Source organism: Nocardioides sp. Z38_18 (assembly GCF_058215695.1).
On sequence record NZ_JBZAJE010000001.1, the window covers coordinates 1,081,096 to 1,093,945 of the forward strand.

Sequence of the window (12,850 nt, forward strand, 5' to 3'; positions counted from 1 at the left end):
CGGAGGTCTCCTGGGGCGTTCAGTAGGCGAAGGCGAGAGGACGGTCTTCGTCGTCCTTGTCGGCCGGGTCCGGGGGCGGGGGCAGCTCGTCCGCGCCGCGGTCGATGTAGGTGAGCATCAGCTTGACCTCGATCACGGCGAGCACGCCGTACAGCAGGGTCAGGGTGACCAGCGAGATCATCGCCTCGGTCGGGCTGACGCTCGGCGAGGCCGACTGCGCCGTGGTGAGCAGACCGAACACGGACCACGGCTGGCGGCCCATCTCGGTGAAGATCCAGCCGAACGAGTTCGCGAACAGCGGCAGGAGCGGCAGCGAGATCGCGGCCCACAGGATCGGTCGCCCGGTCGGGGTGCGCCCGCGCCTGGTCGCCCACAGGATCCATCCGGCGAACGCCGCGGCAGCGATGCCCAGGCCCATCATCAGCCGGAAGGTCCAGTACGCGATCGGGATGTTGGGGACGTAGTTCGCCGAGTAGTAGCTCGCGCCGGGGTCCTCGCCGTACTTCTTCTCGTACTTCTCGCGCAGCTCGTTGATCCCCTCGACCTTGCCGTTCGGGTTACCGGTCGCCAGGAACGACAGCACCTTCGGGATCGTGACCGAGAACAGCTCCGACTCACCGTCGAGGGTGCCGAGGGTGAAGATCGAGAAAGAAGCCGGCTGCTCGGTCTCGTAGAGCGCCTCCGCGGCAGCCATCTTCATCGGCTGCACGTCGGTCATGATCTTGCCCTGCACGTCACCCGAGATCGCCACGCCCAGTCCCGCGACCAGCACGATGGCGGCCGAGGTGCGCAGCGCGCTGCGGTACATCGGGGCGTCGGCGGGCTTCGCGGCCCGGCGGCGCATCTGCCAGAACGAGACCCCCACGACGAACGCCGCTCCGGTCATGTACGCCGCGAGGATCGTGTGCGGGAACGTCACCAGCTGCACCTTGTTCAGCATCACGGCGACGAAGTCGGTGAGCTCGGCACGTCCGGTGTCCGGGTTGAACCGGTAGCCCACCGGGTGCTGCATGAACGAGTTGGCCGCCAGGATGAAGTACGCCGACAGCACCGTGCCGATGTGCACGATCCACATGCAGGCGGCGTGCAGCCTCGGGGAGAGCCGGTCCCACCCGAAGATCCACAGGCCCAGGAACGTGGACTCGAGGAAGAAGGCGAGCAGGCCCTCGATCGCGAGCGGGGCGCCGAAGATGTCGCCCACGAAGCGCGAGTAGTCGCTCCAGTTCATCCCGAACTGGAACTCCTGCACGATTCCGGTCACCACGCCGATAGCGAAGTTGATCAGGAAGAGCTTGCCGAAGAACTTGGTGAGCCGTAACCACTTCTCGTTGCCGGTCCGCAGCCAGGCTGTCTCGTAACCGGCCACGATCGCGGAGAGCCCGATCGTGATCGGTACGAACAGGAAGTGGTAAACGGTGGTGATGGCGAACTGCCATCGGGCAATGTCAACGGTGTCCACAGACGCTCCTGGTCGAAGGTTCACCCGAGACTAGAAACGCGACCCCCGACGGCACAGGTGGCGCTCGGCCCCGAGGTGTGGGACCAAGGTCCTCAGCTGGTTGTGAGCAGGATCACCGGGGCGCGGGACCGGCCCCGGCGGCCACGACGCGACGGGTCTCCCGGGCGATCTCGGTGCCCTCTGACGCGGCGACCACGACGGTGCGCGCGGTGGCGGTGAGCGCGCTGATCTCGCCGTCGCCGGTGACGGCCAGGTTGGCCTGCTCGTTGAGGGCGACACCGAGGTGCTCGAGGCCACGTGCCGCGGCGGCCCTGACCTCGGGGGAGTGCTCACCGATCCCGCCGGTCATCACGAGGAGGTCCATCCCTCCGGCGCTGGCGGCCATCGCGCCGATCTCGCGGCGCAGCCGGTGGACGAACACCTCGAAGGCCAAGGTGGCGTCCGCGTCGCCGCGCTCCCGGGCCGCCAGTACCTCGCGGATGTCGCCGCTCGTGCCGGAGAGCCCCTTGAGGCCGGCTCCGTGCTCGATCACGTCGGTCAGGCCCTCGGGGGTCTGCTCGCCGTGCACCAGCAGCCACATCAGCAGGCCGGGGTCTACCGAGCCGGAGCGGGTGGCCATCACCAGGCCCTCGGTCGGGGTGAAGCCCATCGTGGTGTCGACCGAGGTCCCGTCGCGGACGGCGGCCAGCGATGCGCCCGCGCCGAGGTGGCAGGACACCACGCGCAGGTCGTGCAGGTCGGCATCGATCAGCTCGGCGCCCCGTCGTACGGCGTAGGCGTGGCTGAGCCCGTGGAAGCCGTAGCGCCGCAGCCGCAGCCGCTGGTTCCACTCCCGGGGCAGCGCGTAGGTCTGCGCGGGCAGCGGCATCCGGGCGTGGAAGGCGGTGTCGAAGCACACCACCTCGGGCGCGCGCGGGAGCAGCTCGCGGACCGCGCGGATGCCGGCGATCGCGCGCGGGTTGTGCAGCGGGGCGAGGTCCTCGATGGAGTCCAGGTAGGCAAGTACGTCGTCGTCGACGAGCGTCGGCTCGCTCATCTCCGGGCCACCGTGCACCACCCGGTGCCCGACGGCCTCCACGGCGTCCATGCCGTGCGTGGCCTCGATGAACTCCCTGATCGGCTCGAGGTGCGCCTCGCCCTCCCAGCGCTCCACCGTGGCGGCAGCGACCTGGCTGTCGCCCTCGAACAGCGCCACCTTGAGGCTGCTCGAACCGGCGTTGACCACGAGGACGCGCACGTCCCTCAGGCCTCGGGGGTGTTCAGCTCGGGGGACTCGGTGGTGAACTTCGGCCCGGGATCGGAGGACCACCGCCAGTCCCGGATCTCGGGCAGGTCCACGCCGTGGGTGCGCACGTAGATCTTGTGCTCGATCAGCTTGTTCTTCAGGGTCTCGCGGGCCGAGCCCGACGTCGCCTGGAGCCGCGGGACCCGGTCGATGACGTCCATCGCGAGGTTGAACCGGTCGAGCTGGTTCATCACCGTCATGTCGAAGGGGGTGGTCGTGGTCCCTTCCTCCTTGTAGCCACGGACGTGGAAGTTGCCGTGGTTGTGGCGCTTGTAGGTCAACCGGTGGATCAGCCAGGGATAGCCGTGGTAGGCGAAGATCACCGGCTTGTCGCGGGTGAACAGCGAGTCGAAGTCGGCCTCGGAGAGCCCGTGCGGGTGCTCGTCCTCGTGCTGGAGGCGCATCAGGTCGACCACGTTGACGAACCTGATCCGCAGGTCGGGGAAGAACTCCCGCAGCAGCATCACGGCGCCCAGTGCCTCCATCGTCGGCACGTCGCCCGCGCAGCCGATCACCACGTCCGGCTCGGTGCCGATGTCGCTGCTCGCCCAGTCCCAGATGCCGATGCCCTTGGTGCAGTGGACGATCGCCTGGTCCATCGTGAGGTACTGCGGCGCGGGCTGCTTGCCGGCGACGATGACGTTGACGTACTGCTTGCTCCGCAGGCAGTGGTCACCCACCGAGAGCAGGGTGTTGGCGTCCGGCGGCAGGTAGACGCGCACCACCGAGGCCTTCTTGTTCATCGCGTGGTCGATGAACCCGGGGTCCTGGTGGGAGAACCCGTTGTGGTCCTGGCGCCACACGTGCGAGGTGAGCAGGTAGTTCAGCGAGGCGATCGGGCGTCGCCACGCGATCTCGTCGGTGACCTTGAGCCACTTGGCGTGCTGGTTGAACATCGAGTCGACGACGTGGATGAACGCCTCGTAGCAGGAGAACAGGCCGTGCCGGCCGGTGAGCAGGTAGCCCTCCAGCCACCCCTCACAGGTGTGCTCGGAGAGGATCTCCATCACCCGGCCGTCGACGGCCAGGTGGTCGTCGTAGGGGAGGGTCTCCGCGTTCCAGGCCCGGTTCGTCACCTCCAGCACGTCCTGCATCCGGTTGGAGTTGTTCTCGTCGGGGGAGAACATCCGGAAGTTCTCCATGTTCTTGGCCATCACGTCGCGCAGGAACGTGCCGAGGACGCGGGTCGACTCCACCGCACCCGTGCCGGGGGCCTCGACCTCGACGGCGTAGTCGCGGAAGTCGGGCATCCTCAGGTCCTTGAGCAGGATGCCGCCGTTGGCGTGGGGATTGTCGCTCATCCGGCGCGTGCCGGCCGGGTGCAGGTCGGCGATCTCCGGGACCGGTGCTCCCTCGGTGTCGAAGAGCTGGTCGGGGCGGTAGCTGCGCATCCACTCCTCGAGCACCTCGCGGTGCGCGTCGTCCTCGCGGGCTGCCGCGAACGGCACCTGGTGCGAGCGCCAGAACCCCTCGACCCGCTTGCCCTCGACCTCCTTGGGGCCGGTCCAGCCCTTGGGGGAGCGCAGCACGATCATCGGCCAGGGTCGGCGTACGGGCTGCTTGCGCTTGCGGGTGGAGCGGGCCTCCTCCTGGATGTCGGCGATCTCGTCGAGGCAGTGGTCCAGCGTGGCTGCGAACGCCTGGTGCATCTCCTCGGGGTCCGAGCCGGAGACGATGTACGGCGTGTGCCCGTAGCCCCGCATCAGCGCGACCAGCTCCTCCTCGGGGATGCGCGCGAGCAGGGTGGGGTTGGCGATCTTGTAGCCGTTCAGGTGCAGGATCGGCAGCACGGCCCCGTCGTTGGCGGGGTCGATGAACTTGTTGGAGTGCCAGCTGGTGGCGAGCGGACCGGTCTCGGCCTCGCCGTCGCCGACGATCGCCGCGACGACCAGGTCGGGGTTGTCGAAGGCGGCCCCGTAGGCGTGCGAGAGGGAGTAGCCGAGCTCGCCGCCCTCATGGATCGACCCGGGGGTCTCCGGGGCCACGTGGCTGGGGATCCCGCCCGGGAACGAGAACTGCCGGAACAGCGCCCGCATCCCCTCGGCGTCGCGGGTGATGCCGGGGTAGACCTCGGTGTAGGTCCCCTCCAGCCAGGCGGAGGCGACCAGGCCGGGCCCGCCGTGACCGGGCCCGATGATGTAGATCATGTCCGTGTCGCGGGCCATGATCGCCCGGTTCAGGTGGGCGTACATGAAGTTCAGCCCCGGGGTCGTGCCCCAGTGCCCCAGCAGCCGCGGCTTCACGTGCTCGGGCCGCAGCGGCTCGCGCAGCAGCGGGTTGTCCATCAGGTAGATCTGCCCGACGGAGAGGTAGTTGGCCGCTCGCCACCAGGCGTCGATCCGCCCGAGCTCGGACTTGCCGAGGGGGCGTCCCTGGACGGTGCTCTTCGTGGGCTCGTTTCGGCTCATACCCCATCGTTTCCGCTGCCGTCTCTGTTGGAAAGGGCCGATCGTCATCTTGAACGCGCCCCAGCGGTGGGGTAGGCAGTGCGAATGTCCCGATCTGCCGGTCCTGCCGAGCCTTCCGCCGCCTGCCTGTTCTGCTCGATCGCCGCCGGCGACACGGACGCTTCGCTGGTGTGGGGTGACGACGACTTCGCCGCGTTCCTCGACATCCGGCCGCTGTTCAAGGGGCACGTCCTGCTCGTGCCGCGCGAGCACGTGGTGACCCTGCCCGACCTGCCCGCCTCCCTGCGGGACCCGTTCCTGGCGGCCGCGCAACGGCTGGCCGCCGCCATGGTCGACGGCCTGGGGGCGCAGGGGTCGTTCGTGGCGATGAACAACGTCGTCTCGCAGTCGGTGCCGCACCTGCACTGCCACGTGGTGCCCCGCACCAAGGGGGACGGGCTGCGCGGGTTCTTCTGGCCGCGCACGAAGTACGAGAGCACCGCGGACAGGGACGCCTGGGCGGCCCGGATCTCGGCTGCCCTAGAGTGACCGCGGCCCCAGAGAGGGCCCAGCAGTCACGACGAGAGGACGAGGACACATGGGTAGGTACGACGGACGGGTAGCAATCGTCACCGGGTCCGCACGGGGCATCGGAGCGGGCACCGCCAGGCGTTTCGCCGAGGAAGGTGCCTCGGTCGCCGTACTCGACCTCGACCTCGAGCAGGCCCAGGCCACCGCTGAAGGCCTCGGCGGGACCGCCAAGGCGATCGGCGTGGCGTGCAACGTCACCGACGCCGCCTCGGTCGACGCAGCCGTCGAGCAGGTGCTGAGCGAGCTCGGTGGCCTGCACGTGCTGGTGAACAACGCCGGGATCACCCGCGACAACCTCCTCTTCAAGCTCACCGAGGACGACTGGGACGCGGTCATGAACGTCCACCTCAAGGGTGCGTTCCTGATGAGCAAGGCGGCCCAGAAGACCTTCGTCGCGCAGAAGTACGGCAAGATCCTGAACCTCTCCAGCGTCTCGGCGAACGGCAACCGTGGCCAGGCCAACTACTCGGCGGCCAAGGCCGGCGTGCAGGGCTTCACCCGCACCCTGGCGCTCGAGCTCGGCCCCTTCGGCGTCAACGTCAACGCGATCGCTCCGGGCTTCATCGCGACCGAGATGACCGACGACACGGCTCGCCGGCTCAAGCTCGACGTGGAGGAGTTCCGCAAGCTGAACGCGGAGGCCAACCCGGTCAAGCGGGTGGGGCAGCCCGAGGACATCGCCGCCGCCGCCGCGTTCCTGTGCAGCGACGAGGCGTCCTACATCACCGGTCAGACCCTCTACGTCGACGGCGGCGCCAAGATCTGAGCCGAGTTAAATCTGCTACAACACGGGCGGGCCCTGCGGCAAAGCAGGGCCCGCTTTGTCATGCTGAAGACATGACTTCACGTGCCAGCGCCAGCCGCGGACCGGTCCGCGGCCCCGCTCGTCTCGTCGCCGCGTTCACGGCAGTCGCCCTGAGCCTGACGATGGCGGCCTGCGGTGGGCAGGACGACGAGGCGAAGAAGCCCAGCTCGCAGCCCATCCAGGGAGGCGCGGAGCTGGCGGCCCTGTGGCCCCTCACCGGCGAGCCGGTCACCGGGGCCACCCCCGACCACCCGGTGCTGGTCACCAAGATCGACAACACCGGCAACTCCCAGCCGCAGGTGGGGCTGAACAAGGCGGACCTCGTCACCGAGCAGCTGGTCGAGGGTGGCAGCACCAGGCTGGCGGTCTTCTTCTACTCGAAACTCCCCAAGACGGTCGGTCCGGTGCGCTCGATGCGCGCCTCCGACATCGGGATCGTCCAACCCGCCCACGGCGTCCTCGTGGCCAGCGGGGCAGCCCCGCCCACGAACGCGCGGATGAGGAAGGCCAAGATCACCTTCTTCAGCGAGGGCGGTCCCGGCTACTTCCGCGACAGCGGGCGGCGGGCGCCGTACAACCTGATGGTGGACCTGCCCAAGCTGGCCAAGACCGTGCGGAAGAAGGCCATCGTCCCCGCCAGCTACCTGCCGTGGGGCAAGGAGGCCGACTTCGCAGGCGGCCAGCCCGCCAAGAGCATCCAGGCCGTCTTCAGCAAGTCGCACACCACCTCGTGGAAGTACCAGGGCGGCAAGTACCGCAACCAGAACAGCCACGCCGAGCCGGGCCAGCGCTTCGTGCCCGACAGCGTCCTGGTGGTGCGGGTGCGTCAGGGCGACGCCGGCTACCGGGACCCCGCCGGGAACCCCGTGCCCGAGACGATCTATGTGGGCAAGGGCGAGATGATGCTCTTCCACAAGGGTGAGGTCGTCCGCGGCACCTGGACCAAGAGGTCGCGGCAGACTCCGATCCAGCTCAGCACCGAGGCCGGCCCGGTGAAGGTCCCGGCCGGGCACGTGTGGGTGGAGCTGGTGCCAAACGACCGTGCCGGTGGCCGGGTGGCCTACGCTCCCTGAGCCTGCCCGGTCACTGCTGCCCGGTCACTCCTGCTCGGTCACTCCTGCTCGGTCACTCCTGCTCGAGCGCCGGGTCGGTGAGCACGATGCCCTGGTCGGCCAGCGACCTGAGGCCCTCGAGGATGAACAGGATGGCCGCCTCGAGGCGCAGCACCGCCTGCCGGGGGTCCTCGGCGGTGATCACGCTCTCACCGGCCGCCGACATGGCACCGAAGAAGATCCGGCTGAAGGTCTGCTTCATCGGCTCGTCGAGCTCGTAGGTGGAGGCCTCGAGCACCGAGCTGACGATGTCCTGGACGATCCCGTAGCTGGACCGCTCCTCCTGCTCGCGGAAGCGCTCATAGCCCAGGATCGCGGGGCCGTCCTGGATCACCACGCGCTGGTAGACCGGTTCCTGGACGACGGCGAGGAAGGCGCGGAGTCCGGCGCGGGCCTTCTCCCACGGGTCGTTGGTGCCGCGCAGGGCGGACTTGATGCTCTTGGTGGCGTCCTCCTCGACCTTGGCGAAGACCGCCTCGAAGACGCCCTGCTTGCCGCTGAAGTGGTGGTAGAGCGCGCCCTTGGTCACGCGGGCGCCGGCGACGATGGCGTCGAGGCTGGTTCCGCCGTACCCGTGCTCGCCGAACTGGACGGTGGCCACGTCGATCAGCGCCCGCTTCGTGGACGCGGAGTACTGGGCGCGCCGTGAGCCACCGGTGACCTTGGGGAGACCGGTGAGAAGTCTTTCGGCAGGCGAACGGGTCATCCGGGCAGTCTAGGTCGGTGGGCGGGCCGCGCCACGGCATCGGTGTGGGTGAGGTCACGCGCGTCGTGACTGGTGCTGCGAGGAGCACTCACATACCTTGAGTACGTACTTCCGGTATGTGATTGCTCCATGAAGGGAAGACACGATGGGTTGGAACACCTTCCACAACCGCGGGGACACCCTGCGCACCGTGGTCAGCACGGCGAACGAGCGTTGCGACGGAGTGCTCCCGATGGACGTGGTCGGCGTGGCCGAGCACTTCCGCGACGAGCTGGACCTGATCGGCGCGCTGCTGCTCAAGTGGCACGCCCGGCTTTCCGGCAACATCGAGCGGGCCCTGATGCTGGAGCCGCTGGACCTCGAGTCCGGCGTGGCCACGGCCTGGCAGGCGACCGCCGAGGAGCTGCCCGGTGTCCGGATGATCATCGACCGGTACACCGATTCCCCCCGGAGCCCCGAGATGGCCACGGCGATGAACCGGGCCCGGGAACGCGAGCAGGCCCGGCTGGCGACCGCCGCCGGACTCGCCAGCAGGCCCGACGCGGCGGCGGTCCCGGTTGGCCGGCGCGTCGAGGACCAGGCCCGCCTCCAGCTGAGCTCGAACGCCCGTGTGGGGGAGCCCCCCACGGCCTCCGGCGCCGCCGGGACCGCGCCCGGCAGCTCGCTCGTCGACCGGATCAAGGCGGTCCTCGCCGCCTGATCCGCCCAGCTGCCCGGCCCCCTGAACTGGCGAAACCCCAGGCCCCCCGGTGCGCGGCCCTCCCTCCGCGCCACCCGGTCCCCCCCGGCCTGGGGTTTCGCCGTGTCTCGCCGGTCCGGCGTACGATGCTGTGGTGAGCACCCAGACACCGGGCGTCGGGACCGATGTCCTCGAGGACACACGTCTCGACGAACGCACCCAGACGACCGACAACGGCGACCACGAGCGGCTGTCCCATTACGTACCCAAGGACAAGTTGATGGACGCGATGATCAACGGGACGCCGGTGGTCGCGTTGTGCGGCAAGGTGTGGATCCCCAGCCGTGACCCGCAGAAGTTCCCGGTCTGCCCTGACTGCAAGGAGATCTGGGACGGAATGCGGGACGGGGACAAGCCCGAGTGAGGGTCCTCAGCAGGACCGTCGTCCCCGTGTTCGTCGCCGCCGCCGTGGCCGTGCTGCCACTCCTGGTCAGCGCTCCCTCCTCGGCCGCCACCCGAGCGCACACCGGCTCGTATGCCGGGTCACAGCCTGAGTCGCGTCCGGGGTCACACCCCGGGGCACACACCGACTCACACACCGGCTCACACCGGGGGCACGCGGACCCGTGCGAGACCGAGGCCTCCGCGACCCGTCAGGCCGGCGGTTCCGGAGTGCCCCAGTGGCGCAAGGGCGCCGACACCCGCCAGGTGACCCGTCAGGACGTGCAGGCGCTGCCGGCCCGGGAGACCCGCGCGGGCATCGTGGCCCGCCAGGTGGAGCCCCGCCTGCCGAACTACGTGGTGATCCCGGTCCACGCCCACGTGATCAAGGGCAAGCACCGCGGTGAGCGCCCGAAGCTGCGCCCCAAGCGCATCCGCAACATGCTCCAGATCATGAACAACGCCATGGCCAGGAAGCAGAGCTCCCACAGCGCGTGGAGCCGCTACCGGTTCGTGCTCAAGAAGGTCACCACCACCCGCAACGACCGCTGGTTCCACGCGGCGCCGAACAGCGCCGTGGAGCGCAAGATGCGCCGCAAGCTGCACCGCGGCAACGCCCGCACCCTGAACATCTACTTCGGCGGGACCGGGGCGAAGAACAACCCGCTCCTCGGTTGGGCCCGCTTCCCGTGGCAGGCCGCCTACGCCCCCAAGCAGGACGGCCTCGCCGTGAGCCTGAAGGCCATCCCCGGTGGAGGTGCCAGGGGCTACAACCTCGGCGACACCCTGATCCACGAGACCGGTCACTGGCTCGGTCTGTTCCACACCTTCCAGGGCGGCTGCGAGGGCAGCGGGGACTCGGTGGCCGACACCCCGGCCGAGGCCGAGCCCAGCTACTACTGCCCGACCACCCGGGACACCTGTCCGGCGCCGGGGCTCGATCCGGTCCGCAACTTCATGGACTTCTCGCTCGACTCCTGCATGAACATGTTCACCCGCGGCCAGGTGCTACGGATGGACGCTGCGTTCGCGAAGTACCGGTACTGACGCCCTGTGACTGACGGACACCCTCCGACCGAACCCGCACCGCCAGCCCCGCTCGATCTCCCACCCGCCTACCCGGCACGCGCTGCCTGGGGGACGGCGACGAGGCTGCGAGCCTGGCAGACGGCTGCGCTGACGGCGTACTTCGAGAAGGCCCCGCGCGACTTCCTCGCGGTCGCGACCCCGGGCGCCGGCAAGACCACCTTCGCGCTCACGGTCGCCGCCGAGCTGCTCTCGCGACGCATCGTGGACCGGGTCACGGTGGTCGCGCCGACCGAGCACCTGAAGACCCAGTGGGCCGAGGCGGCTGCCAAGGTCGGGATCGCGCTCGATCCGGCGTACGCCGGGCGCAAGGGCAAGGCCAGCAGCGACTACGTCGGGATCGCGGTGACGTACGCCGGCGTGGCGGCCAACCCGCTGGCCCACCGGATCCGCACCGAGCGGTTCAACACCCTGGTGATCCTCGACGAGGTGCACCACGCGGGTGACGCCAAGGCCTGGGGTGACGCGATCCGCGAGGCCTTCGAGCCGGCCCGGCGCCGGCTCGCCCTGACCGGAACCCCGTTCCGCTCCGACATCAACCCGATCCCGTTCGTGACCTACGCCCCGGACGAGGACGGGGTGGCGAGGTCGGTCTCGGACTACACCTACGGGTACGCGCAGGCCCTCGCCGACCACGTGGTCCGCCCGGTGCTCTTCATGGCCTACAGCGGCACGCTGCAGTGGCGCACCCGCGCCGGCGACGAGATCGCGGCCCGCCTGGGGGAGCCGCTCACCAAGGACCTGACGGCGCAGGCGCTGCGGACTGCGCTCGATCCCAAGGGTTCCTGGATCCCTTCCGTGCTCGAGGCCGCGGACCGGCGCCTCTCCGAGGTGCGCCGCCACGTGCCGGACGCCGGGGGACTGGTGATCGCGACCGACCAGGACTCCGCGCGCGCCTACGCCGCGGTGCTGGCGTCGGTGACCGGCGAGAAGCCGACGGTCGTGCTCTCCGACGAGAAGGCCGCGTCGAAGAAGATCGCGAAGTTCACCGAGGACGGGTCGCGCTGGATGGTGGCGGTCCGGATGGTCTCCGAGGGCGTGGACGTCCCGCGCCTGGCGGTGGGCGTCTATGCGACGACCACCTCGACCCCGCTGTTCTTCGCCCAGGCCATCGGGCGCTTCGTGCGTGCCCGCAAGCGCGGGGAGACCGCGTCGATCTTCGTGCCGTCGGTGCCGATGCTGCTCTCGCACGCCTCGGCGATGGAGGTCGAGCGCGACCACGTGCTCCAGCGCAAGATCACCGAGGAGGGTGACATCTTCGCGGCCGAGGACGCGCTGATGCAGGCGGCACAGCAGGCCGAGAGTGCGTCCGGCGACGAGGCCCTGGTGCCGTTCGAGGCGCTCGGCTCCCAGGCCACGTTCGACCGGGTGCTCTACGACGGCGCCGAGTTCGGCCACGAGGGCGAGGTGCACGTGGGCTCCGAGGAGGAGATGGATTTCCTCGGCATCCCGGGGCTGCTCGAGGCCGACCAGGTGCGCGACCTGCTCCGCACCCGGCAGAGCGCGCGCCGGCGTACGCCGGTGGTCGAGGCGGACCGGCCCGCGGCGCGGGAGGTTGCCACCCACGAGCGCCTCGCGGTGCTCCGGCGCGAGCTCAACGGGCTCGTCGCCGCATGGTTCCACCGCACCGGCCAGCCGCACGGGGTCACCCACACGGCACTGCGCAAGGCGTGCGGAGGACCGGCTGCTGCTGCCGCGAGCGCCGATGAGCTGACGAAGAGGATCGACCTGCTCCGGGAGTGGGCGACCAAGGGCTGAGGCCCGCCCCTCAGTCGCCCACCACGGTGCTCAGCAGTGGCAGCACCCGGTGCGGCACCTGGGTGGCCAGCGCGATCACCGTCGAGCAGCGCACGATCGCCTCGTGGGCCAGCACCTGGTCGATCACCCGCTGCAGGTCGGTGTTGGACCGCGCCACCACCCGGCACCACATGTCTCCGGGGCCGGTGATGGTGCAGGCCTCGAGCAGCTCGGGGATGGTGGCGAGGTGTCGCCCGACCGCGTCGTGGCCACCGGCACCCGCCTGCCGCAGCTCCAGGGTCAGGAACGCCGTCACCGGGTGCTCCAGCGCGGCCGGCTCGAGCTGCGGCCCCCAGCCGGACACGATCCCGTCGCGCTGCAGCCGGTCGAGCCGGGCCTGGACGGTGCCCCGCGCGACGCCGAGGCGCCGGGAGGCCTCCAGGACACCGACCCGGGGCTCGGCGGCGAACAGCTCGATCAGGGTGCGGTCGAGAAGGTCCACGAGATGGCTCCTTGCTGTACAGGTTGTGCAGTGTGTCGGGTGAGCGTTGCACAAGTTGTC

The 12,850-nt window shown here is 69.8% G+C and carries 12 protein-coding genes; 7 read left to right on the forward strand and 5 right to left on the reverse strand.

Annotated features, from left to right (window positions below):
* Positions 1–19: 19 nt before the first annotated feature.
* The 3 genes from AC4BGC_RS05085 to AC4BGC_RS05095 all read right to left on the reverse strand — a co-directional run bounded on the left by AC4BGC_RS05085 (position 20) and on the right by AC4BGC_RS05095 (position 5,152).
* Positions 20–1,459: a cytochrome ubiquinol oxidase subunit I gene (locus AC4BGC_RS05085; RefSeq protein WP_490554642.1), complete on the reverse strand. Its 1,440-nt coding sequence runs from the start codon at positions 1,457–1,459 to the stop codon at positions 20–22.
* Between the two features lie 112 nt (positions 1,460–1,571).
* Positions 1,572–2,696 (reverse strand): acetate/propionate family kinase, encoded by a 1,125-nt coding sequence (locus AC4BGC_RS05090; RefSeq protein WP_490554643.1) that lies wholly within the window; start codon positions 2,694–2,696, stop codon positions 1,572–1,574.
* A gap of 5 nt (positions 2,697–2,701) precedes the next feature.
* Positions 2,702–5,152, reverse strand: a complete 2,451-nt coding sequence (locus tag AC4BGC_RS05095; RefSeq protein WP_490554644.1) for a phosphoketolase family protein — start codon at positions 5,150–5,152, stop codon at positions 2,702–2,704.
* An 84-nt stretch (positions 5,153–5,236) separates the two neighbouring features.
* Between AC4BGC_RS05095 and AC4BGC_RS05100 the strand changes: the two genes are divergently transcribed.
* From AC4BGC_RS05100 to AC4BGC_RS05110, 3 genes are all read left to right on the forward strand, one after another.
* A complete protein-coding gene (locus tag AC4BGC_RS05100) occupies positions 5,237–5,680 on the forward strand; it encodes an HIT family protein (RefSeq protein ID WP_490545554.1) in 444 nt (147 codons plus the stop codon).
* Positions 5,681–5,729: 49 nt separating this feature from the next.
* Positions 5,730–6,488: an SDR family NAD(P)-dependent oxidoreductase gene (locus AC4BGC_RS05105; RefSeq protein WP_490545552.1), complete on the forward strand. Its 759-nt coding sequence runs from the start codon at positions 5,730–5,732 to the stop codon at positions 6,486–6,488.
* A gap of 71 nt (positions 6,489–6,559) precedes the next feature.
* Complete coding sequence (locus AC4BGC_RS05110) at positions 6,560–7,600, forward strand: DUF3048 domain-containing protein (protein ID WP_490554645.1); 1,041 nt, start codon at positions 6,560–6,562, stop codon at positions 7,598–7,600.
* 52 nt (positions 7,601–7,652) lie between these two features.
* Here AC4BGC_RS05110 and AC4BGC_RS05115 read toward each other — a convergent pair whose 3' ends face one another.
* Positions 7,653–8,345, reverse strand: a complete 693-nt coding sequence (locus AC4BGC_RS05115; protein WP_490545549.1) for a TetR/AcrR family transcriptional regulator — start codon at positions 8,343–8,345, stop codon at positions 7,653–7,655.
* 145 nt (positions 8,346–8,490) lie between these two features.
* Between AC4BGC_RS05115 and AC4BGC_RS05120 the strand changes: the two genes are divergently transcribed.
* The 4 genes from AC4BGC_RS05120 (at position 8,491) to AC4BGC_RS05135 (ending at position 12,309) form a co-directional block, all read left to right on the forward strand.
* The gene (locus AC4BGC_RS05120; protein ID WP_490554647.1) at positions 8,491–9,045 is read left to right on the forward strand and encodes a hypothetical protein; all 555 of its coding nucleotides are present in this window, start codon (positions 8,491–8,493) and stop codon (positions 9,043–9,045) included.
* Positions 9,046–9,178: 133 nt separating this feature from the next.
* Positions 9,179–9,448: a DUF3039 domain-containing protein gene (locus AC4BGC_RS05125; protein WP_490545546.1), complete on the forward strand. Its 270-nt coding sequence runs from the start codon at positions 9,179–9,181 to the stop codon at positions 9,446–9,448.
* Positions 9,449–9,474: 26 nt separating this feature from the next.
* On the forward strand, positions 9,475–10,512 hold the full coding sequence (locus AC4BGC_RS05130) for a zinc metalloprotease (RefSeq protein WP_490554648.1): 1,038 nt from the start codon (positions 9,475–9,477) through the stop codon (positions 10,510–10,512).
* 6 nt (positions 10,513–10,518) lie between these two features.
* A complete protein-coding gene (locus AC4BGC_RS05135; protein WP_490554649.1) occupies positions 10,519–12,309 on the forward strand; it encodes a DEAD/DEAH box helicase in 1,791 nt (596 codons plus the stop codon).
* Positions 12,310–12,319: 10 nt separating this feature from the next.
* Here AC4BGC_RS05135 and AC4BGC_RS05140 read toward each other — a convergent pair whose 3' ends face one another.
* Complete coding sequence (locus tag AC4BGC_RS05140; RefSeq protein WP_490545541.1) at positions 12,320–12,790, reverse strand: Lrp/AsnC family transcriptional regulator; 471 nt, start codon at positions 12,788–12,790, stop codon at positions 12,320–12,322.
* Between the last annotated feature and the right edge of the window lie 60 nt (positions 12,791–12,850).